The organism is Pedobacter nototheniae, assembly GCF_004335085.1.
Lineage (GTDB): Bacteria > Bacteroidota > Bacteroidia > Sphingobacteriales > Sphingobacteriaceae > Pedobacter > Pedobacter nototheniae.
In genome coordinates, this window is the sequence record NZ_RQRS01000005.1 from 13350 (window position 1) to 35007 (window position 21658).

The 21658-nt window shown below is 34.5% G+C and carries 19 protein-coding genes; 10 read left to right on the forward strand and 9 right to left on the reverse strand.

The features are described from left to right. Nucleotides 1-50 precede the first annotated feature (50 nt). Nucleotides 51-2636 carry an FtsK/SpoIIIE family DNA translocase gene (locus EHC72_RS05990; protein ID WP_131536770.1) on the reverse strand — a complete coding sequence of 862 codons (2586 nt, stop codon included), beginning with the start codon at nt 2634-2636 and terminating at the stop codon, nt 51-53. Between the two features lie 351 nt (nt 2637-2987). Between EHC72_RS05990 and EHC72_RS05995 the strand changes: the two genes are divergently transcribed. Then, nucleotides 2988-3644, forward strand: a complete 657-nt coding sequence (locus EHC72_RS05995; RefSeq protein WP_131536771.1) for an ankyrin repeat domain-containing protein — start codon at nt 2988-2990, stop codon at nt 3642-3644. An 80-nt stretch (nt 3645-3724) separates the two neighbouring features. Here the strand turns inward: EHC72_RS05995 and EHC72_RS23030 are convergent, their stop codons facing one another. From EHC72_RS23030 to pyrF, 4 genes are all read right to left on the reverse strand, one after another. After that, nucleotides 3725-3943, reverse strand: coding sequence for a PspC domain-containing protein (locus tag EHC72_RS23030; protein ID WP_131536772.1), 219 nt, complete (start codon nt 3941-3943; stop codon nt 3725-3727). 2 nt (nt 3944-3945) lie between these two features. Further along, the gene (locus tag EHC72_RS06005; RefSeq protein ID WP_131536773.1) at nt 3946-5229 is read right to left on the reverse strand and encodes a DUF2851 family protein; all 1284 of its coding nucleotides are present in this window, start codon (nt 5227-5229) and stop codon (nt 3946-3948) included. Between the two features lie 62 nt (nt 5230-5291). Next, on the reverse strand, nt 5292-6191 hold the full coding sequence (locus EHC72_RS06010; RefSeq protein ID WP_131536774.1) for a DMT family transporter: 900 nt from the start codon (nt 6189-6191) through the stop codon (nt 5292-5294). Between the two features lie 95 nt (nt 6192-6286). Continuing rightward, on the reverse strand, nt 6287-7120 hold the full coding sequence (pyrF, locus tag EHC72_RS06015) for an orotidine-5'-phosphate decarboxylase (protein ID WP_131536775.1): 834 nt from the start codon (nt 7118-7120) through the stop codon (nt 6287-6289). 361 nt (nt 7121-7481) lie between these two features. On the opposite strand from pyrF, the gene rho reads away from it, so the two are divergent. Continuing rightward, a complete protein-coding gene (rho, locus tag EHC72_RS06020) occupies nt 7482-9176 on the forward strand; it encodes a transcription termination factor Rho (protein WP_131536776.1) in 1695 nt (564 codons plus the stop codon). 80 nt (nt 9177-9256) lie between these two features. Beyond that, on the forward strand, nt 9257-9946 hold the full coding sequence (gene pssA / locus EHC72_RS06025) for a CDP-diacylglycerol--serine O-phosphatidyltransferase (RefSeq protein WP_131536777.1): 690 nt from the start codon (nt 9257-9259) through the stop codon (nt 9944-9946). A 17-nt stretch (nt 9947-9963) separates the two neighbouring features. Here the strand turns inward: pssA and EHC72_RS06030 are convergent, their stop codons facing one another. Together EHC72_RS06030 and folK are read right to left on the reverse strand one after the other, a co-directional pair. Then, a complete protein-coding gene (locus EHC72_RS06030) occupies nt 9964-10338 on the reverse strand; it encodes an Hpt domain-containing protein (protein ID WP_131536778.1) in 375 nt (124 codons plus the stop codon). Between the two features lie 17 nt (nt 10339-10355). After that, nucleotides 10356-10850 carry a 2-amino-4-hydroxy-6-hydroxymethyldihydropteridine diphosphokinase gene (gene folK / locus EHC72_RS06035; protein WP_131536779.1) on the reverse strand — a complete coding sequence of 165 codons (495 nt, stop codon included), beginning with the start codon at nt 10848-10850 and terminating at the stop codon, nt 10356-10358. 52 nt (nt 10851-10902) lie between these two features. Between folK and sppA the strand changes: the two genes are divergently transcribed. Further along, nucleotides 10903-12672 carry a signal peptide peptidase SppA gene (gene sppA / locus EHC72_RS06040; protein WP_131536780.1) on the forward strand — a complete coding sequence of 590 codons (1770 nt, stop codon included), beginning with the start codon at nt 10903-10905 and terminating at the stop codon, nt 12670-12672. Nucleotides 12673-12729: 57 nt separating this feature from the next. Here the strand turns inward: sppA and EHC72_RS06045 are convergent, their stop codons facing one another. Next, the gene (locus EHC72_RS06045; protein WP_131536781.1) at nt 12730-13356 is read right to left on the reverse strand and encodes a hypothetical protein; all 627 of its coding nucleotides are present in this window, start codon (nt 13354-13356) and stop codon (nt 12730-12732) included. Nucleotides 13357-13470: 114 nt separating this feature from the next. On the opposite strand from EHC72_RS06045, the gene EHC72_RS06050 reads away from it, so the two are divergent. From EHC72_RS06050 to murA, 6 genes are all read left to right on the forward strand, one after another. Beyond that, nucleotides 13471-15150 (forward strand): DNA polymerase/3'-5' exonuclease PolX, encoded by a 1680-nt coding sequence (locus EHC72_RS06050; protein WP_131536782.1) that lies wholly within the window; start codon nt 13471-13473, stop codon nt 15148-15150. Nucleotides 15151-15662: 512 nt separating this feature from the next. Beyond that, complete coding sequence (rfaE2, locus tag EHC72_RS06055; protein ID WP_131536783.1) at nt 15663-16163, forward strand: D-glycero-beta-D-manno-heptose 1-phosphate adenylyltransferase; 501 nt, start codon at nt 15663-15665, stop codon at nt 16161-16163. 43 nt (nt 16164-16206) lie between these two features. Then, nucleotides 16207-17145, forward strand: a complete 939-nt coding sequence (locus EHC72_RS06060; protein ID WP_246029385.1) for a glycosyltransferase family 9 protein — start codon at nt 16207-16209, stop codon at nt 17143-17145. A gap of 5 nt (nt 17146-17150) precedes the next feature. Beyond that, nucleotides 17151-17645, forward strand: a complete 495-nt coding sequence (locus EHC72_RS06065; protein WP_131536785.1) for a SixA phosphatase family protein — start codon at nt 17151-17153, stop codon at nt 17643-17645. Nucleotides 17646-17978: 333 nt separating this feature from the next. After that, nucleotides 17979-18656 carry a DUF4290 domain-containing protein gene (locus tag EHC72_RS06070; protein ID WP_131536786.1) on the forward strand — a complete coding sequence of 226 codons (678 nt, stop codon included), beginning with the start codon at nt 17979-17981 and terminating at the stop codon, nt 18654-18656. 91 nt (nt 18657-18747) lie between these two features. After that, on the forward strand, nt 18748-20073 hold the full coding sequence (murA, locus tag EHC72_RS06075) for a UDP-N-acetylglucosamine 1-carboxyvinyltransferase (protein WP_131536787.1): 1326 nt from the start codon (nt 18748-18750) through the stop codon (nt 20071-20073). Nucleotides 20074-20288: 215 nt separating this feature from the next. Here murA and EHC72_RS06080 read toward each other — a convergent pair whose 3' ends face one another. After that, a complete protein-coding gene (locus EHC72_RS06080; RefSeq protein ID WP_131536788.1) occupies nt 20289-21650 on the reverse strand; it encodes a pyridoxal-phosphate dependent enzyme in 1362 nt (453 codons plus the stop codon). Nucleotides 21651-21658: the final 8 nt, after the last annotated feature.

Sequence of the window (21658 nt, forward strand, 5' to 3'; positions counted from 1 at the left end):
TTTCTTTTTGAAACTTAGAGTCGATAAATGCCTTTTAGTTTAATAGGCTATTAATCTTTGTTGTTTAAACTATTCAAGAACTGTTCCAAAGAATATTCATCAGGGTATAAAACCTCACGGGCTTTACTACCTTCAAAAGGACCAACAATACCTGCAGCTTCCAATTGATCGATAATTCTTCCGGCCCTGTTATAGCCTAATTTCATTTTACGCTGTATAAGGGAAGTAGAACCTTGCTGATGTGTAACAATCAGTCTTGCAGCCTCTTCAAATAATTTATCACGTTCATCAGGATCAAAGTCGGCCTTATTTCCTTCGCCATTTTCATCAATATATTCTGGCAATTGATAGGCATCTGAATAACCGCGTTGGTTACCAATATATTCAGAAATACGATCAACCTCTGGTGTATCAACAAAAGCACACTGTAGCCTGATTAAGTCGCTTCCTGTAGATAAAAGCATATCTCCACGACCAATTAACTGATCTGCACCACCACTATCTAAAATGGTACGCGAATCTATTTTAGATAAAACCCTAAAAGCTAACCTCGCCGGGAAGTTGGCTTTAATGGTACCTGTAATAATATTAACGGATGGGCGCTGCGTAGCTAAAACCAGGTGAATACCAATGGCACGTGCCAACTGCGCTAAACGGGCTATTGGCGCTTCAACCTCTTTCCCGGCCGTCATCATTAAATCTGCAAATTCATCAACCACTAAAACAATGAAAGGTAAAAAGCGGTGACCATTATTTGGGTTAAGCTTACGTTTAACAAACTTATCGTTATACTCCTTTAAATTTCTTACCTGTGCATCTTTTAACAAATCATAACGTTGATCCATTTCAATACAAAGTGAATTTAGGGTGTTTACAACTTTCTTGGTATCTGTAATAATTGCATCAGCTTCTCCAGGAAGTTTTGCCAAAAAGTGGCGCTCAATCCTATTAAATAAGGTTAATTCTACCTTTTTAGGATCCACCAATACAAATTTTAACTGTGCGGGGTGTTTTTTAAATAATAAGGAAACTAAAATAGCATTAATACCAACTGATTTACCTTGACCTGTTGCTCCGGCAACTAATAAGTGAGGCATTTTAGCTAAATCAGCTATATAAACTTCATTGCTAATTGTTTTTCCTAAAGCTATAGGCAAATCCATTGTATTTTGGGCCCATTTATCGGTATTTAAAATACTTCTCATGGCTACCATTTCTGGGTGCTGATTTGGCACCTCGATACCAATTGTACCCTTTCCTGGCATTGGTGCAATAATACGAATCCCTAATGCAGCTAATGAAAGGGCAATATCATCTTCCAGGTTTTTAATTTTAGAAATTCTTACGCCTGGTGCAGGAATAATTTCATAAAGCGTTACTGTTGGGCCAATTGTTGCCTTAATCTTATCAATTTCGATGTTATAGTGATTAAGGGTTTCAACAATCTTATTCTTGTTGGCTTCCAGTTCTTCTGCATTTACTGAAATTTTGTTGGTACCATAATTTTCAAGTAAATCTATATGCGGATATTTATAACCAGATAAATCTAACTTTTCATCATAATTACCAAACTGTTCCACCAAATCATCAGATTTAATTTCTTCTTCAGTTTTTTCTATGGTAAAAGTTGGTTCTTCCTTTTCTTCTTCAATTGGAGGTGCTACATCTAAGGGCAACGATGCTGCCGCAGCAGTAGCCACAGGAGTAATGGGCAAATTTGTAGATAATGGTGATAAAACCACTGGAGGGATAAGATCTTCTTCTTCCTCTTTTTCTTGTTCTTCGTAACGGTTTGGCCTTAAAACTACATTTTGAGGTTTACGCTCATTATTAGCTGAAGGTTTGCCAGGCACAGAAAACTCTACAGGCTCTGAAGGTTTTTCTCTAACAATTTCAATATTATCAGGCACTTCTGGTTCTACAAATTCAGGCTTTTTTCGTTCCGGAATTTTAAAGTCGATATTGTAAGCAACAATCAGAATGGTTAAACCTGCAAAAGCAATTAAGCCCGCTACCCCAGCTGCGCCAACTTGTGCAGCTAGTAATTTATTGCTCCAATAACCAAATTCTCCTTCTAAATAGTGTGGAGATTCAGACCAGAAACTGTGTGCAAAACCGAATGTAAAAGATAAAAAAAGCAAAAAGAAAAAACTGTAACCTAAAGTTTTTGAGATGGATAGAATCTTAACTTTAAAAAGCAATCTATAACCAATAATAAAAAAGGCAAGTACAAATAAGAATGATGCAATACCAAACCACTCATAAATAAATTGATGAGAAAGTAATGCTCCAAATTTACCAAGCCAGTTTTGAACAACAGGCGTAGTTACCCCCGTATCTTTCAATTCATCGGCGGTTTTAAATAGATTTTTCCATCCGCCATTAGCGTCAATTACATAACTCTGGTCATCTTGCCATGTAAATAAATACGACGTAAATGCAATTAAAAAGTATAATGAAAGTATAACGAAAAATAATCCTATAATCTTGATTGCACGACCGTCTGCCAGATCAAAATTTGGCAAATACTCTCTTTTCTCTTTTGGTTGGCGGCTTGAAGTAGCTCTGCCAGATGCATTTTCAGCATTTTTATCCCTGAATGTATTGGTTTTAAACTGGTTACCCCTTACCGACATTTTCTATCCTAATGTTTATTAAAAAACAAATATAAAATATATAGTTGTATCTGTTGATGATCTTTTTCTTTAAATAATTTTAAATTTCATTTAAACTATTGTAAACAAGGCTTGTCTATTAATTATACAACATGATAGTTGTTACGTTTTATTCAAATGAGACGGATTTTGTTTTAGGTTTATCCCGTTTGATCTGGAGAGATGAAACGGGATTTTTTATGCTCCCCTATTTTGCATTTGCATATTATTGTTTCTTAGAGTTAATAAAGTGATGATGATTTTTTATTTCGTCGTATAATTTTGAAAATCACAATGGTTTCATTTTATTTGTTAACTAATAAATTGCTTAACATGGATATAACGCAGCTCGAAGAACAGATTGAAGCTGGTAATTTACAGGCCGTTAAAGATATTTTAATTAACAAACCTGCTTTAGCCAATACACTTACTTCACATCGTATTTCGCCTTTATTATTAGCTTGCTACTATAAAAAGCAGGATATAGCTAATTTAATAACAGAATTTACAGATGATTTAACGCTATTTGAGGCTTGTGCCGTAGGCAAATTTGATGTTGCAACTTCATTAATTTTTCAAAAACCAGATTCTATTAACGATTATTCTGACGATGGATTTACCCCGTTGGGTTTGGCTTGTTATTTTGGACATGAAGATTTAGCCAAATACCTGGTACTAAAAGGTGCGGATGTTAACCTGGCTTCTAAAAATGGCTTTAACGTGTTTCCGATTCATTCTGCAGTGGCATCTAATAATTTTAACATTACAAAAATGTTATTGGATAATGGTGCATATCCAAATGTTTGTCAAAAAGCTGGCTTGGCTCCATTACATACTGCGGCTCAGTTAGGAAACATAGAATTAATTATTCTTTTGTTAGAGCATGGTGCTGAAGTAACCCTACGCATGGAAGGTGGAAAATTACCCGCAGATTTAGCTGCCGAAAAGGGCTTTAATGAAATAGCAGAAATATTAAGAGACGATGATTAATTAATCAGTTAACAGTTTTTAGTTAGCATTTTGGAGTTTACATTTTATAGCTTGGCTTTCAATTGTAAAGTGAAGCTGAATTATTCCCAAATCCTTAGCCTCATTTTTTTCATATATGTTCTAATATCGAGCACAATTGCAGCAAGAAAATAAAATAAAATTGGAAAACCGACGGCTAAAAACGATGAATAGATAAAAAACAAACGAACTTTGGCCGTACTCATATTCAATTTATTAGCTAAATAAGTAGATACTCCAAAACTTTGCTGTTCAAAATAAGTTATAATTCTTTGAAACATTTTTAAGCCTGTTTTAAAATTTTAATTCCAATACCACAAGATAAGCATTTTTTTTGGTCGCAATATTGTTTTTTTAACTGTAAAACTCCTTGCGAGGCAAAAGCATGATCTATCTTTAAACCTGCCATCATAAACTTATCTGTAATCGCATTTTTTTCGGCTGGTAAACTTTCTAATAGTTTAATTGCCCTGTTCATGTAAAATTGGGTATCGGTTTGTTTTCCATATGCGAACAAAAATAAAGCCACAGTATTTAGCAATATATTGTCAATAGAAGTTTTTCCAATTTGAAGAGCCACAGATATTGACGGTTTTTTAAAGTGATAATGTGTTTTCCAGTATTCGTTAACGGGCAAATCTTCAAATAAACTGCGTAAAGAAAGTATATCATCCATTGTCATAACCTTAGAAAACAAATGATTAGCTTTAACAATTAGTGCTGCAAACTGAGCAAGCCTTATGGTTGGGAAATTTTGTGGCCGCATGCGCATAAACTTCCATATAGAAACTTCAATAGGTTTAATTTTATATTTCTTTTTCAAATACTCAAACTCTGCTTTAAGTTTTAGAGGGTATTCTTCTTTAAACTGATCGTTTAAAAAGCCAGCGGTACCAAACACCAACGCTTCAATTTGAAAGGCATTATCTTTATGTTTTGCGTATATATTTTGAGGAATAGCTTTCGCAAAAAGTTCAAAAGGCAATGCATTAACTTTAAAACCAAAGTTGCGTGCAGTGAAACGATAAAAAGTTTCATCCCAATTTCCATTTAATTCACTTATCGTTTCTAAAACGGCCTTTGTTTTAAGTTCAAAACGCTCTAATAGGGTTCTGGATAAAAAAGAATCAACAATAAATTTATCTACATTTCCAATTTGTGCTGCGCAAGGAAAATCAGTTAACGTCAAAAATAAATCAGCGTATCTTTCTTGTAATGCTTTGGGGATGCGATTTTTTAATTCCAAAACTGGCAAAACGGTACCATTTATCCTCTTTACAGGCTCATCGTTTTCAAATACAACATGTAAAATTACGTTTTCGTAACTTAAATCAGTTTGGTGGTTGTGCTTTAACCAATCAGAAGATTTTAGGTGAATCTCTACATTCCCTGCCCAAAGGGTTTCGCCAATTTGAATCTTCGCATTACTAAAATCAGGACCAGAATTTTTATTTAATAAACCAGGATTAATAATTTTGAGTTCTTCTCCTGCCGTTGTTTGTAATTCATTAAAATCAAACGACCTAAATTGCCAAACGTAGTGTAAAAAATCTTCTGGAAACAGCATAAAAGAGAGCAGCTAATTAATAATACAAGATGTAATATTAATTATAATCTACAATATTTATGCTACGTTAAAGTTTTCTTTTTATAGTTGGTTACAAAAACGCCTGCAATAATTAAGGCTGTGGCGATAATTAAATCAAAATTAACATCTTCATTTAAAATTAGCCAACCTAAAAATATGGCAATTACTGTATTAAAGTAAGTAAGGATGGAAACTTCGGATGCAGATACTTTCTTTAAAGCGTAATGATAACAAAAGTAGGCTAATACAGAGCCAAAAACGGCTAAATAAACTGTTGCTAAAATACTTTCGGTTTTCCATGAGACGACATCGGCTTTGCCTGAAAAAATAAATGCCAAACCGAGCTGCACAATTGCAGAAAACACAAACTGATAGAAAAGATTTAGAAAGATATTTTCGGCTTTACCACTATGCTTTTTACTGTAAATTGTACCAATAGTCCAACCGGTAACCGCTACAACTAATGATAAAATTCCATTTCTATAACCAGGGTCCAGAAGATCGTTTATGCCATCTCTAAAAATAAAAACGATTCCTAAAAAGCCAATAAATACTCCTATAAATCCTTTTAAACTAGCTTTTTGAATTCGTAATGCTACGCAACCCAAGAAAACTGCTAATGGAGAAGTTGCATTAATTAAAGATGTTAAACCACTCGGGATTGTTTTTTCTGCAACGGTTGTCATGCCGTTGGCAATTACCACCATTAATAAGGATAAAATGAGTTGGCGTTTTAAACTATGCCAGCCAATCCACTTTAATTCCTTTTGCCTGATGAGAATAAATAGAATGATAATGGAAGCAATAGTTTGACGGATTGCAGTTACATACCATGGTGGGATGCTTTTTACAGCAACGCGAATACCTAAATAAGTAGTACCCCAAATTAATGCGACACCGGCTAATGCTACAATAAGCTTTACATCAATTTTTGCTTTCATTGTTTTACCACAGATCAGGACAGATAAACCCTGAACGCATAGAACTGAGTCTTTTCTAAATTTATAATTTAGTAATTAATAAGAATAAGATTTAGTTAACCTACCAAATTTGCGGCAACTAGTATTTGCTCCATTTCCTGCTGTAGCTTTAAGGCTTCTTCTCTGGCTCTTTCAGCAAAATCTTCGCCTTTGCTTGCGTAGATAATTCCTCTGGCAGAGTTAACCAATAAGCCGCATTCATTATTCAAACCATATTTGCAAACTTCCTGCAAATCGCCACCCTGTGCGCCTACACCAGGAACCAGTAAAAAATGATTTGGAATTAATTTTCTTACATCGCCAAAAGCTGCGCCTCTAGTTGCCCCCACTACATACATAATTTGCTCATCAGTTGCCCAGGTGGATGAAGTTTTTATTACTTTTTCAAATAAACGCTCATCTCCTATTTGCTGTAATTGGAAATCAGCATGACCAGAATTGGAGGTTAAAGCCAAAAGAATTACCCATTTATCCTTAAAGTTTAAGAAAGGCGTAACGGAATCACTTCCCATGTATGGTGCAACGGTAACGGAATCGAAACTCATTTCTGAAGAAGATTCATTAAAAAATGTTTCTGCATACATAGCAGATGTATTTCCTATATCGCCACGTTTGGCATCAGCAATGGTAAAAATATCTTTTGGAATGTACTTCCATGTTTCGGTTAAGGTTGCCCATCCTTTTGCACCATAGCACTCATAAAAAGCAGTATTAGGTTTATAGGCTACACATAAATCTTTTGTGGCATCAATAATCTGCTTATTAAACTCTAAAATCGGATTTTCGTATTTCAAAAGGTGCTGAGGAATTTTATCTAAAGAAGAATCAAGGCCAACACATAAAAATGAACGTTTTTTTTGTATCTGATCGAAAAGTTGCTGTTTAGTCATAATTTTGGGCTTATTTGCTGCAAATATGAAGATTTTAAAATTTTTAGTCTCTATTAATTTACAGGTATTTAATTTTTTTTTTAAACATTTTAAACTTTCTCTTGCAGATTACGTTTCAAATACATACAATTGCAGCATAATTTCTCAATCGTTTATCTGAATATCACAGAAAAATCTTCAAAACTTGTCTTTTATTATCAATTTTTAACTGCATTTTTTGCTTTATTCAGCCAATAAACACACAATGAAAACATGATGAAGTTGCCATTCATAACAAATTGAATTGCTGCTTAATGATTGCTTAATAACCTGTGATAAGAATTATACCTAATGAAATTTTCTTGAAACATATATATTTCAAATGTTTAGTAAAACAGAATTAAATGATAAGCTCACATCAGAATTACGTGAACTTGCAAAAACCTATGGCATTGAAGGTGCTGATACATTAAGAAAAATAGATCTTGTTGAAGTACTTTTACACCAGCAAGTAATTATTGATGCAGCTAAACAGGGTGATGAACCTGCAGCAGAACCGCAAGCAGATGTTGAAGCTGTCGCTGCACCTAAAACGAAGGCCATAAAAGCAGATAAAGTTCAGAAAGTTGTTGCTGAAAAGCCTGTTAAAAAAAGAGCACGTTTAAGTAAGGATGAACCTGCTGCTCCAATTGCAAGAGAAAGAGATTCAATTACACTTTTTGATGAGCCTAATCATCAGCAGAAAAAGGAAGCTCAACCAGAGAAACAGCCTGATAGAGTTATAGAAACAGATGAAAGTGTAAAGCCAATATCTGCCCTGATTGAAGAAAATAATGAATCTCCAGCAGTAAAGCCTGCAAAACAAGAGCCACGCGAAAAACAACAACGCGATGATAACCGCCAAAAACAACCTGGCGGTGGCAACCACCACAAAAACGAAAACAGTTATTCTAATTTAGATTTTGATAATGTAATCACCAATGAGGGTGTATTGGAAATTATGCCTGATGGCTATGGTTTCTTAAGATCTGCGGATTACAACTATTTAACTTCTCCTGATGATATTTATGTATCGCAATCACAAATTAAACTTTTTGGTTTAAAAACTGGCGATACTGTTAAAGGAAGTATTCGCCCACCAAAAGAAGGTGAAAAATATTTCCCTTTGGTACGTGTTGAAACTATTAATGGCCGTATACCTGCTGAAGTTCGTGATCGTGTTCCATTTGATTATTTAACACCGCTTTTTCCAACTGAAAAATTAAATTTATTTACGGATAACAGTAATTACTCTACCCGTATTATGGATTTGTTTACCCCGATTGGTAAAGGACAACGTGGTTTAATTGTTGCTCAGCCAAAAACTGGTAAAACTAATTTATTAAAAGAGGTTGCCAACGCAATTGCTAAAAATCACCCTGAGGTTTATTTAATTATCCTTTTAATTGATGAGCGTCCAGAAGAGGTAACTGATATGGCCCGTAGTGTAAGAGCAGAAGTTATTGCTTCTACTTTTGATGAGCCAGCTGAGCGCCACGTAAAAATTGCTAACATCGTTTTAGAGAAATCTAAGCGTTTGGTAGAAAGTGGTCATGATGTGGTTATCCTTTTAGATTCAATTACCCGTTTAGCAAGGGCTTACAATACAACTGCTCCTGCATCTGGTAAAATATTATCAGGTGGTGTTGATGCCAATGCATTACATAAGCCTAAACGTTTCTTTGGAGCGGCACGTAATATCGAAAACGGTGGTTCATTAACTATATTGGCTACTGCGTTAACTGATACAGGTTCTAAAATGGATGAGGTTATTTTCGAAGAATTTAAAGGTACAGGTAACATGGAGTTGCAATTAGACCGCAAATTATCGAACAAACGTATTTTCCCTGCTATTGATATTACAGCATCAAGTACACGCCGTGATGATTTGTTATTGGATAGAGATATTTTACAACGTGTTTGGATTTTACGCAACCACCTTGCAGATATGAACAGCCAGGAAGCAATGGAGTTTGTACAAGCTCAAATTAAAGGCACAAAAAGCAACGAAGAATTCTTAATTTCGATGAACAGCTAAGATAAAGCTTAAAGGTGTAAGGTTAAAGGTTTCCTATTCGGATGCTTAAATCTTACACCTTAAACCCCATACCTTAAACCATGAAAAGGCATATTCCGAATGCGATAACCTGCGCCAACTTATTTTCTGGGTGCATCGGTATCGTTTTTGCATTTAAAGGCGAATTACAGATAACAGCTTATTTTGTGATCCTTTCGGGGATTTTCGATTTTTTTGATGGAATGGTTGCACGCACACTTAATGTAAAATCGAATATTGGCAAAGATTTGGATTCTTTGGCAGATATGGTGAGCTTCGGCTTTTTACCAGGAGTGGTGATGTTTCAACTTCTTAAATCCAGTGATTACACCTCCGAATTTCTCCCTTACCTAGCCTTTTTTATCACCATTTTCTCCGCCCTGCGTTTGGCAAAATTCAACAATGATGAAAGACAAACACAAGATTTTATCGGATTAAATACGCCAATGAACACACTTTTTATATGTTCTTTACCTTTTATAGCTGTAGATTATCCTTCAATTATAAACTCTACAATGCTACTAATTGGGGTTATTGCTATAACCAGCTTTTTGCTAATTAGCGAAATCAAAATATTCTCCTTAAAGTTTAATAATTTAAGCTGGCAAGCTAATAAGGTCAAATTTATTTTCCTTATGCTATCGGCGCTCCTTATTGCAGCCTTAAAATTTGCAGCAATACCATTTGTATTAGTGTTGTATATAGGATTATCCTTTCTACACTTTAGAAATGTAGAAAGTTTATCTAAGTAAATATTAATTTGCAGGAATTATAGCTTCGCCTGAATATCTTTTTTGGCTTCTTCCAGCTGTGTATAAACATGGGCAAGCAATTCCTTAAGTCGGGATATATTTGCAGGAATTACCTCTACATTCTCCTGATTACGGGCATTTTGCTCAATTTCTTGAACAAAATCTTTTATATCATCTCTTCCAATATAACTAAAGGTAGGCTTTATTTTATGTACACTATTGGCAACCATATCCCAATCTTCGTTTGCCAAAGCACTATCCAGCTCCGTTAAATAAACTGGTGTCTGATCAATAAACGTATCAAAAACCTCAATCATAAAAGTTGGGTTATGACCCACCATTTTAATGAGGTAAGATAAATCCAGGGGCTGACTATCTTTTATATCCTGCATGTTACAAATCTAATTAATTACAATTTCTTAACGTCCAAATCGTCAACAATATTTTCAGAAATCTCTAAAATAGTCTTCCCTAAAAGAGGATGAACAACCTCTGCTCCTATTTCTGCCATAGGTTCCATTACAAATTTCCTGTATTGCATTTGAGGATGAGGCACATGCAATTTGTTTTCAATATTTATAATTTCATTGCCAAACAGAATCAAATCAATATCAATTAAGCGTTCTCCCCATTTCTCTTTACGTACACGACCTAGATTTTTTTCTATATCCAGGGCTTTATTTAACACCTCAAGTGGCGATAAATTGGTTTTTATGCTTACAGCCTGATTCAAAAATGCTGGCTGATCTGTTTTACCCCATGCAGCGGTTTCATAAATTGATGATTTAGAAACAATTTCTCCAATTTCATCATTCAAAAGTACTATAGCTTTCTGTAAATTTTCTTCCCGGTTTCCTAAATTCCCCCCTAGTAACAAATAAGCAATTGTGCTATCTAATGCCATATTAAGCGTCGTGTATTTTTATATCTTTACAAAAACAAAATTAAAACATTAAATGAGAGATTTTTTTAAATATCTATTTGCTTCAATGTTAGGTTTTTTCCTTTCTATTGTCATTGTCTGCGTAGTCTTCTTTTTTATAATTGTAGGATTAATAGCATCTGTAAATTCGGATAAAACGGTGACTGTGAGCGAAAACAGTGTACTATTTTTGAACTTAGATCAACCAATTACTGAACGTACTCCAAAAAATTCTTTTGGCAATTTACCAATAGTTGGAAACGAAGGTAAAGATGGAATTGGTTTAAATGACATTCTTAAATCAATTAAAAGAGCAAAAAACGACGACAATATTAAATGTATTTACATAAATGTTAGCAGTCCACAAGCAGGTTTTGCCACCATGCGTGAAGTTAGAAATGCATTAATAGACTTTAAAAAATCTCATAAAAAAATAATTTCTTACAGCGAAGTTTACACGCAAGGTGCTTACTATTTGGCATCGGCTGCAGATAAAGTTTATTTAAATCCAGAAGGTGCACTTGAGTTTAAAGGTTTCAGCTCTCAGTTAACTTTCTTTAAAGGAACTTTGGAAAAATTAGGAATTGAAGCGCAGGTAATTCGTGTAGGTAACTATAAAAGTGCTGTAGAGCCATTTATTTTAGATAAAATGAGTGATTATAACCGCAAGCAGGTTACCGCTTATGTAGGTGGTTTGTACAACACTTTCTTAACAGATATTGCCCAAACCAGAGATATACAAAAAGACAGTTTATATGTTATTGCTGATAAATATAAAATTCAGCAACCAAAAGATGCCCTTAACTATAAAATGGTTGATGGCTTAAAATATAAAGACGAAATTTTAGAAGAACTAAAATCTATTTCCGGCAGATCGAAAAAAGATAATATAAGATCGATTTCTATTAACGATTATGCTCTTAATAACCCAACTAGTGAAGGAACTGACAAAGATAAAGTTGCGGTAATTTATGCCAATGGCGAAATTAATGGCGGTGAAGGTTCTGATAATGAGATAGGTTCCGAACGTATTTCAAGAGCAATTAGAAAAGCCCGTTTAGATGATGATATTAAAGCAATAGTTTTAAGGATTAATTCTCCGGGTGGCAGTGCCTTGGCATCTGATGTAATTTGGAGAGAGGTAATTTTAACTAAAAAAATAAAACCTGTTATTGCTTCATTTGGTGATGTTGCCGCTTCTGGTGGTTATTATATTGGTTGTGCTGCCGATAGCATTTTTGTGCAACCTAATACCATTACAGGCTCAATTGGTGTATTTGGTATTATTCCAAATTTTCAAAACTTAATGACAAACAAACTGGGAATCACTTTTGATGGCGTTAAAACTGGTGAGTTTGCAGATATTATGAGCACAAATCGCCCGATGACGAGTAGCGAAAGGTTTATCATCCAAAATGAATTAAACAGAATTTATAGTGGTTTTGTTAGTCGCGTTGCAGATGGTAGAAAGAAAAGCAAAACTTATATTGATAGCATTGGCGGTGGCCACGTTTGGATTGGAACAGATGCTGTTCAAATTGGTTTAGCAGATCGTATTGGAAGTTTTAATGATGCAATTACTTCCGCAGCCAAAAAAGCAAATATCAAAAATTATAAAATAGTAGAATATCCAGAAGTGATTGATCCTTTAAAATCTTTCCTTTCTGAAAGCACAGATAAAATTAAAACTTATTATACTAAACAAGAACTTGGCGACAACTATCCTATTTACCAACAGATGAAAAAGGTGGTTACCAGATCTGGTATTCAAATGAGAATGCCTTTTGAAGCGGTAATTAAGTAATAAAAAAAAGAGTCATTTTTAAGGGCAGTAGAAATATCTATTGCCCTTTTTATTTTTCTACTTAATCAATTTCCATTCAGGGTGCAGGGTTAAATAAGTTTCATTCACTGATTTACGTTTTGGATGTACCGTTAAGGCAACACTCTTCTTATTTACGATCTCAAACCCAATTCCATCAGGCTTCGAATCATAAATAAAAATGGTATCCTGATTTTGATCTAAATATGTCGACACTTTCTCCATCGCCGGAAATTTTAATGCAAGGTCATTAAGCGTTCTTCCAGTTCCAAAACCATCCTGTGTTTTATAAAGGGCTGAGGTAACTCTAATTTGTTTAACATCCTTTACCACCATATTGCTATCGCGATAAGAAGAGTAAATTGCAAACTCATCTTTTTTATCACCCTTTAAAGCCTTACCATACCAAATACCCCAAGCTTTACCCATTGCAGCATCGCCACCATCGGCATTACCCATTTTTTTTGACACTTGCTGCATATCCTCTCCAATGGATATTTGCCCAACTGAAGTGCCCGGAACAATTAAAAATTGCTCATTAACAATTTTACCCGGACCGGATTCGATACTTGCAATAGAATCTCTTTTGTGACCAGAATTGGTTGATGATTGGCATGCGGCTAAACTCGCAGTAAGCCCTAAAACAAAGATTTTAAATGTTCTCATCAAGAATTTTATTTTGTTATCTAATATTATTTTAACAATATATTATCCAAATTGTGTTTGGAAATTGATAACAGCGAATAAACTTCAGTCTTTATTTTCTAATTTTACAGACTTATGGAGAATAAAACCATCGCCCGCACCCTTCGTCTCTTATCGCAATTAATGGAATTGCATGAAGAAAATCCTTTTAAAATTAAATCGGTTGCCAATGCTTATTTTAAGGTTGATAAATTACCGTTCGCCTTAAAAGATAAACCGTTAAATGAAATTGATCAGATTGATGGAATTGGCAAAGGCTTGGCATCAAAAATTATTGAACTGCTGCAAACAGGTACTTTACAAGAATTAAATGATATTGTTGAAAAAACACCCGTGGGTGTGGTCGAAATGCTTGCGATAAAGGGTATTGGACCTAAAAAAATATTAATTATTTGGCGTACACTCGGCATTGAAAGTATTGGCGAGCTTTATTATGCCTGTAATGAAAATCGATTGATTGAAGCCAAAGGCTTTGGCTTAAAAACGCAGGAAGAAATTAAAAAAGCGATTGAATTTAAACTTGCTGCTAATGGCAGATTTTTATATGCACAGGTACAAAATTTCGCTAATTTACTTTTTACACAGTTATCAGAATGGTTAATTAAAGTAGATTTAAATGCATCACTAGGCTTTGCCGGACAATATCGTCGCTGTTGCGAAATTATCGATGAATTAGAATTTGTAATCGGTGGAGAACAACTATCTGATATAATCGAATCCTTAAATACCTTTGAACCCGTTTCTTTTATTCAGACTGAAAATTCATTTATAGCTACAACTGAAACAGGATTAAGAATAAAACTTCAGCTGGTAGAAAAACCATTATTTTACCTAGAATGGTTTAAGCAAACTGGAAACAATGAGCATGTTGAAAAAGTATTGAAACTTGCTGGCTCAGGTCCATTTACAGATGAAAAAGATATTTATAACAAAGCAGGATTAGCTTTTATTGAACCTGAACTAAGGGAAGATTTCGACGAGATAGAACTGGCAAAGGAAAACAAATTGCCAACTTTAATTACTTATGCAGATTTAAAAGGGAGTTTGCACAATCACTCTACCTGGAGCGATGGTGTGCATACACTTGAAGAAATGGCGCTTTATTGTAAAAATGAGTTAAAATTGGAATACCTTGGTATTTGCGATCACTCTAAAACTGCTGTTTATGCAAAAGGCTTAAATGAGCAACGAGTATTTGGGCAGCACCAGGAAATTGATGAATTGAATAAAAAATTAGCTCCTTTTAAAATCTTTAAAGGTATTGAGAGTGATATTTTAAGCGATGGATCATTAGATTATTCTGATGAAATTTTAAAAACTTTCGATTTTGTTGTGGCTTCCGTTCACAGTAACTTAAGGATGGATGAGGAAAAAGCTACAAATCGTTTATTAAAAGCGATTGAAAATCCTTACACAACTATTTTGGGGCACCCAACTGGCAGATTATTATTAAGCCGTGCCGGATATCCAATAGATTATAAAAAAATTATAGATGCCTGCGCTGCAAACAATGTAGTTATAGAAATTAATGCCAATCCATTACGTTTAGATTTAGATTGGCGCTGGCACCGATATGCATTAGAAAAAGGGGTTTTACTTTCTGTTAATCCAGATGCACACCGTACTGAAGGGTTTTATGATATGCATTATGGTATTTTAGTAGCGCGTAAAGGTGGCTTAAGCGCAGATAAGTGCTTAAATGCATTTTCTCTTGATGAGATTTCTAATTATTTTAATAAAAGATTACTTAAATAAAATTCGCCGTATTTAAATAGAAATTGAAGCGCTAATAAACGATAAAAGGCATCAAGTGAAAAAGTAGGGGAACGTAATTAACAACTGACTGCTGTTTATTTTCGCTAAGTTTTGTTTGTTCTCATTACGTAGCTGGTTATTCTTGCTAAGCATTAGAATTTGGAAATGAACGCTTTGGTGTGCATGGCAATTGAAGTCAGGCTTTTACACTGTATCCCGATAGAAAAAATCGGGATGCCGTTTCAATCCTGTTTAGATACAAAGTTTGTGCGCTTATTGATGCTCTTGTTAAATAAACCTGACCGACCGCGGTATCCCGATTTTTCTATCGGGATTTAGCAAAGGGCGGGACTGCATGAGCCAAAAGCTACTGACAATAATTTCCAAAAAATAATTCGCTTCTAATCTTGTGACTTTGCAATTCGGAGGTTTTTATGAGCTTCGGATTGCACCTTAATACTTATATTTGCCCCTGCTAATAATTAAATTTTAGCTGGTAATTAAAATTTAACATGGCCAGAAATACAACAAAGGTACTTGAAGATAAAATACTCAATCCAGACAATCTAAAAGAAAAGATCGACGGCTGGAAAAGTAATAATCAAAAAATTGTTTTTACAAACGGATGTTTTGATTTGCTTCATCCTGGGCATGTTGCATATTTAAATGAAGCGGCAAGTTTGGGCGATAAACTTATTATTGGTTTAAATACTGACGCATCTGTTAGGAAGATTAAGGGAGAAACCAGACCTGTAAACAATGAATTTAGCAGAGCACAATTACTCGCAGCCATGTTTTTTGTAGATGCAGTTATTCTTTTTGATGAAGATACACCACTTAAATTAATTAATACAATTGAGCCTGATGTACTTGTAAAAGGTGGCGATTATAAAATTGAAACCATTGTTGGTGCAACAGAAACGCTTAAAAAAGGCGGAAAAGTAGAAGTACTTTCTTTTTTACCAGGATACTCCTCTACTGCCATTATTGAAAAAATAAAAAACGAGGGCTAATTTGAATACACCTACAAAAATTTTAGTCATAAGGTTTAGCTCAATGGGTGATATTATTTATACTACACCCGTTGTACGCTGCTTAAAAGAACAAATACCCGGTGCTGAAATCCATTTTTTAACCAAAAAGGAATTTCAATACATTTATCAAAACAACCCTTATTTAACTAAATTACATACCTTAAAAGCAACGCTTAAGGAAACAATTGCAGATATTAAACAAGAGAAATTTGATTTAATTGTTGATCTGCATAATAATTTACGCACTTCTATCATTAAGTTATCTACTAATATCCCTGCTCTAACTTATAAAAAAGATAGACTGAGCAAGCTCTTTGTTTTAAAATTTAGATGGACGAGTTTTATAGACCCAAGGCATTTGGTAGAAAGATACTTGGATACAGTAAAATCTTTAGGCGTAAAAAACGACAATAAACCTATTGATTATTACATTTCCAAGGAATATAGTTTAAGTGAGTTTTTACCTGAAAGCCACCAGCAAAAGTTTGTAACTTTTATTATTGGTGCAACGCATTTTACTAAGCGATTGCCAAATGATAAGATTATAGAAATTTGTAAAGGGCTTAATCTTCCAATCGTACTGTTGGGCGGTCCGGATGTTAAAGATAACGCCGAAGTTATTAAAAATGCTGTTGGCAATAATGTTTATAGCACTTGCGGAATAACCAACCTCGATCAATCTGTTTTTCTGGTTTCTAAAGCGCATAAAGTAATTGGTTTTGATACAGGATTAACACATATTTCTGAAGCTTTTAATAAGCCTCTTGCTTCTATTTGGGGCGGTACAACACCCGATTTGTTGGGCGTACAACCGTATAAAATTACCGATTCTTTAATTGCTGGAGTAGATTTAGACTGTCGCCCATGCTCAAAATTTGGTTTAGAAAAATGCCCATTAACACATTTTAAGTGCATGAAAAACATTCCGAATGAAATGGTTGTTGATTTTATTAATAAATAGAGCGTATGAAACAATTATTATTGGTTAGGCACGGAAAATCAGATTGGGGAACGGCAGCACAAACAGATTTTGAAAGACCTTTGAATAAAAGAGGGAAAGAAAACGCACCAGAAATGGCTGATCGGCTTTTAAAGCGTGGTTTCAAATTTGATTTGATGGTAAGCAGTCCTGCAAACAGAGCCATTACTACAGCTAAATATTTTGCCGAAGCTTACAAAACAGAGGATATTCAGCTTGAAAAAGCCATTTATGAAGCCAACACAACTACTTTACTTAAAGTTGTTAATGCTTTTAACGATAATGCTAGTACTGTAATTATGTTTGGTCACAATCCTGGTTTTACTGATTTTGCTAACGAATTGTGTGATGCAAACATTTACAATATCCCTACTGCAGGCATGGTTTTAATTACCTTTCCTTTTGAATCCTGGAAAATGGTTAGTCGTGGTACAGGAGAAATGGTTTTCTTTGATTACCCAAAAAATAGTGATGAAATGTAGCTGATTGCTTCATTGAGAATCTGAAATATTAAAGCTTCGCGTTACTTAAACCCGATTGAACGGATGCACCGATTTTTCATCGTGCAGGAGGAAAAGCGGGACTGGTAAGGCCAAAACGCACTAAAACAATCATTTTCAAAATAAAAAGCGCACTATTTCTGATTATTTTATAACAAATCGACTAAAATTATAGCAGATTCAAATATTTATTTATCTTTGAGTACATAAAAACGAAATCTGGCAATAGACATTTCGGTGAATTCATAACCTAAACTCCTCTGGTTATTTCATAATTCGTATCGCCGGGTTCTTTATCTATTAATTTATCCATACATGAATTTTGATTATAACACTACACGCAGTCATCTGATTTTATCGGAATATGGCCGTAACGTACAAAACATGGTGAAGTATATTTGCGAATTACCAACCATTGAAGAACGTAATAAATATGCTCAGGCGGTTATCGACCTGATGGGCTTTTTACAACCGCATTTACGTGATGTGGCAGATTTTAAGCACAAACTTTGGGATCATTTACACATTATTTCTGGCTATCAGATTGATGTTGATAGCCCTTATCCAAAACCTTTGATTGAAAATGCTTACATAAAACCAGCACATATCGGTTATCCGCAGCAAAGAATTACCTATAAACATTATGGTAAAACTGTTGAAACGCTGATTGAGAAAGCTATGCGTGAAGAAAATCCTGAGCAGAAAAAAGCTATGGTACAGGGAATCGCCAATTTTATGAAAATGGCTTATGTTACCTGGAATAAAGACAATGTATCTGATGAAACTATTTTAAAGGATTTGCACGATTTATCTGGTGGTTTATTACGCTTAGAAGAAAATGTAAATTTAGCTAAGGTTGAGTTTAGACAACAAAATCCTCGTCAGAACAATAACAACAACCGCGGAAGAAACAATAATAACAATGGTAAAAATCGCCAGAATAATAACAACAACAACCGCAGACCAAACAACAACAATAAACCTAAATATTAATTGATTAAAAGAAATTTTAATCATGTCTGTAAAACTAAACCATTGAAATTTAATTTCTTTAATAAACAGACCGGCATTAATTAAAAAATATATGAACGCATTTGAAATAACAGGCGGAATTAAATTAAAAGGCGAAATTACTCCCCAAGGCGCCAAAAACGAGGCTTTACAGATTTTATCAGCTGTATTGTTAACAGAAAAGAAAGTAACCATCAGTAATATCCCCGATATTAAGGATGTAAATAAGTTGATTGAGTTATTAGGCGATCTTGGTGTTATTGTTGAGCGAATTAATAAAGATACTTACACTTTTGAAGCCAAAAATATTGATTTAAACTTTTTCGAATCAGAAACTTTTAAAGCTAAAGGCGGTGGTTTGCGTGGATCAATTATGATTGTTGGCCCTTTATTGGCACGTTTTGGTAAGGCAGCAATCCCTAAACCAGGTGGTGATAAAATTGGTCGTAGAAGATTAGATACTCACTTTATTGGTTTCGAAAAATTAGGTGCTAAATTTGTTTACGATAGCAAAAAAGCATTTTTTAACGTTGATGCAACCAATTTACAGGGTGCCTACATTTTATTGGATGAAGCATCTGTAACGGGAACGGCTAATATTGTTATGGCTGCTGTTTTAGCAAAAGGTACAACCACTATTTACAACGCAGCATGCGAGCCTTATTTACAGCAACTTTGTAAAATGCTTAATCGCATGGGCGCAAAAATTTCTGGTATTGGCTCTAACTTATTAACCATTGAAGGTGTTAAGGTTTTAGGTGGTACTGAACATAGAATGTTGCCTGACATGATCGAAATTGGATCTTTTATTGGTCTAGCAGCCATGACTGAATCAGAAATTACGATTAAAAATGTTTGTTATGATGAATTGGGCGTTATTCCAGAAGTTTTTAAAAAACTAGGTATCAAACTAGAGCGCAGAGGTGATGACATTTATGTTCCTTCGCAAAAACACTATGAGATTGATACCTTTATTGATGGATCTATCTTAACTATTGCAGATTCTCCTTGGCCAGGCTTTACACCTGATTTATTGAGCATTGTTTTGGTTGTAGCTACACAAGCGAAAGGAAATGTGTTAATACATCAGAAAATGTTTGAAAGCCGTTTATTCTTCGTGGACAAATTAATTGATATGGGTGCCCAAATTATTCTTTGCGATCCACACCGTGCAACCGTTAATGGTATTGATAAAAAATACAAACTTCGTGGTATTAGCATGACTTCTCCTGATATTAGAGCTGGAGTTTCATTATTAATTGCTGCTTTATCTGCCGAAGGTAAATCGACTATTTATAACATAGAACAAATTGAACGCGGTTATCAGGATATCGACACTCGTTTACGTGCATTAGGCGCTCAAATTAAGCGTGTAAACGCTGATGCTCCAAGTCACTAGTAAGGTTGAGGATTTAAAGGCGGAAGGTTTAAGGTAAAACCCACCGCTAAAATATCGATTATAAAAAATGCTCAAGTAAAAACTTTACTTGAGCATTTTTTATAGCTTTTCGTCATTGCGAGGCACGAAGCAATCTTAATGCTTTGGCTTAGCCTCCTGGCAAGTGTTGTAAGATTGCTTCGTGCCTCGCAAAGGACGACAGTATTAGAATTTAACTAACCTGATATTGCATTAATAATATCGTATTGAGTAATAATTTCAATTTTACCAGATTCATCTTCAACTAAAACAGCCGAATTTTCTTTATTAATCATCGAAGAAATTTTATCTATCGAAGTATTTAAATCAACAAAGGGAAATGTAGCAGTCATAATTTCGGCAACTGGTGCAGATTTTAATCCAGGATTTTCTAATAAAGCGGTTAAAATATCACTTTCAGCAATTTTACCAACAATCATACCTTGTTGTGTAACTGGAATTTGTGATATATTCATGGATTTAATAGTATTGATTGCTTCTAAAACAGTCTTTTGAGCATCAAGCGTTACAATTTCGGTAGTATCTTTTTTAGCAAGGATAGATTTAGCTGTAAGCTTTTCATCTTGTAAAAATCCTCTTTCACGCAACCAATCCTCGTTATACATTTTCCCCATATAACGGCTTCCATGATCGTGGAAAATCACAACAACTACATCTTCAGGTTTTAATTTATCCTTTAACTGAAGTAATCCGGCAATGGCAGCACCTGCAGAATTTCCTACAAATATGCCTTCTTTGCGTGCAATATCTCTGGTCATTAAGGCCGCATCTTTATCCGTTACTTTTTCGAACAAATCAATCACATCAAAATTAACGTTAGCAGGTAAAAAGTCTTCACCTATACCTTCAGTGATGTATGGATAAATTTCGTCCTTATCAAAAATGCCTGTTTCTTTATATTTTTTAAATACTGAACCGTAAGTATCAATTCCCCAAATTTTAATATTAGGATTTTGTTCTTTTAGATATTTTCCTGTTCCAGAAATAGTTCCACCAGTACCAACACCAACTACCAAATGGGTAATTTTACCTTCAGTTTGCTTCCAAATTTCAGGACCAGTTTGCTCGTAATGCGCTTGTGAATTGGCCAAATTATCGTATTGATTTGGTTTCCAAGAATTTGGAACTTCACGCTCCAAACGAGAAGAAACTGAATAGTAAGACCGTGGATCTTCTGGTTCTACATTGGTTGGGCAAACAATTACCTCAGCACCAAAAGCACGTAAAGCATCAACTTTTTCTTTAGATTGTTTATCTGTTGTAGTAAAAATACATTTGTAACCTTTGATAATAGCAGCCATTGCTAATCCCATGCCGGTATTGCCAGATGTTCCTTCAATAATAGTACCGCCTGGTTTTAACTTACCGCTCTTTTCTGCATCTTCAATCATTTTAACAGCCATACGGTCTTTAATTGAATTACCTGGGTTGGTCGTTTCAATTTTTGCTAAAATTGTTGCAGGGGTTGATTTCGTTATTGTATTTAATTTTACCAGGGGCGTATTGCCGATGGTTTCTAAAATATTATTATACCACATGCCACAAA

What these genes read in the sequence shown, in the direction of transcription:
- EHC72_RS05990 (WP_131536770.1), bottom strand. Translation starts at nt 2,636, where the DNA reads ATGTCGGTAAGGGGTAACCAGTTTAAAACCAATACATTCAGGGATAAA.
- EHC72_RS05995 (WP_131536771.1), top strand. Translation starts at nt 2,988, where the DNA reads ATGGATATAACGCAGCTCGAAGAACAGATTGAAGCTGGTAATTTACAG.
- EHC72_RS23030 (WP_131536772.1), bottom strand. Translation starts at nt 3,943, where the DNA reads ATGTTTCAAAGAATTATAACTTATTTTGAACAGCAAAGTTTTGGAGTA.
- EHC72_RS06005 (WP_131536773.1), bottom strand. Translation starts at nt 5,229, where the DNA reads ATGCTGTTTCCAGAAGATTTTTTACACTACGTTTGGCAATTTAGGTCG.
- EHC72_RS06010 (WP_131536774.1), bottom strand. Translation starts at nt 6,191, where the DNA reads ATGAAAGCAAAAATTGATGTAAAGCTTATTGTAGCATTAGCCGGTGTC.
- pyrF (WP_131536775.1), bottom strand. Translation starts at nt 7,120, where the DNA reads ATGACTAAACAGCAACTTTTCGATCAGATACAAAAAAAACGTTCATTT.
- rho (WP_131536776.1), top strand. Translation starts at nt 7,482, where the DNA reads ATGTTTAGTAAAACAGAATTAAATGATAAGCTCACATCAGAATTACGT.
- pssA (WP_131536777.1), top strand. Translation starts at nt 9,257, where the DNA reads ATGAAAAGGCATATTCCGAATGCGATAACCTGCGCCAACTTATTTTCT.
- EHC72_RS06030 (WP_131536778.1), bottom strand. Translation starts at nt 10,338, where the DNA reads ATGCAGGATATAAAAGATAGTCAGCCCCTGGATTTATCTTACCTCATT.
- folK (WP_131536779.1), bottom strand. Translation starts at nt 10,850, where the DNA reads ATGGCATTAGATAGCACAATTGCTTATTTGTTACTAGGGGGGAATTTA.
- sppA (WP_131536780.1), top strand. Translation starts at nt 10,903, where the DNA reads ATGAGAGATTTTTTTAAATATCTATTTGCTTCAATGTTAGGTTTTTTC.
- EHC72_RS06045 (WP_131536781.1), bottom strand. Translation starts at nt 13,356, where the DNA reads ATGAGAACATTTAAAATCTTTGTTTTAGGGCTTACTGCGAGTTTAGCC.
- EHC72_RS06050 (WP_131536782.1), top strand. Translation starts at nt 13,471, where the DNA reads ATGGAGAATAAAACCATCGCCCGCACCCTTCGTCTCTTATCGCAATTA.
- rfaE2 (WP_131536783.1), top strand. Translation starts at nt 15,663, where the DNA reads ATGGCCAGAAATACAACAAAGGTACTTGAAGATAAAATACTCAATCCA.
- EHC72_RS06060 (WP_246029385.1), top strand. Translation starts at nt 16,207, where the DNA reads ATGGGTGATATTATTTATACTACACCCGTTGTACGCTGCTTAAAAGAA.
- EHC72_RS06065 (WP_131536785.1), top strand. Translation starts at nt 17,151, where the DNA reads ATGAAACAATTATTATTGGTTAGGCACGGAAAATCAGATTGGGGAACG.
- EHC72_RS06070 (WP_131536786.1), top strand. Translation starts at nt 17,979, where the DNA reads ATGAATTTTGATTATAACACTACACGCAGTCATCTGATTTTATCGGAA.
- murA (WP_131536787.1), top strand. Translation starts at nt 18,748, where the DNA reads ATGAACGCATTTGAAATAACAGGCGGAATTAAATTAAAAGGCGAAATT.
- EHC72_RS06080 (WP_131536788.1), bottom strand. Translation starts at nt 21,650, where the DNA reads ATGTGGTATAATAATATTTTAGAAACCATCGGCAATACGCCCCTGGTA.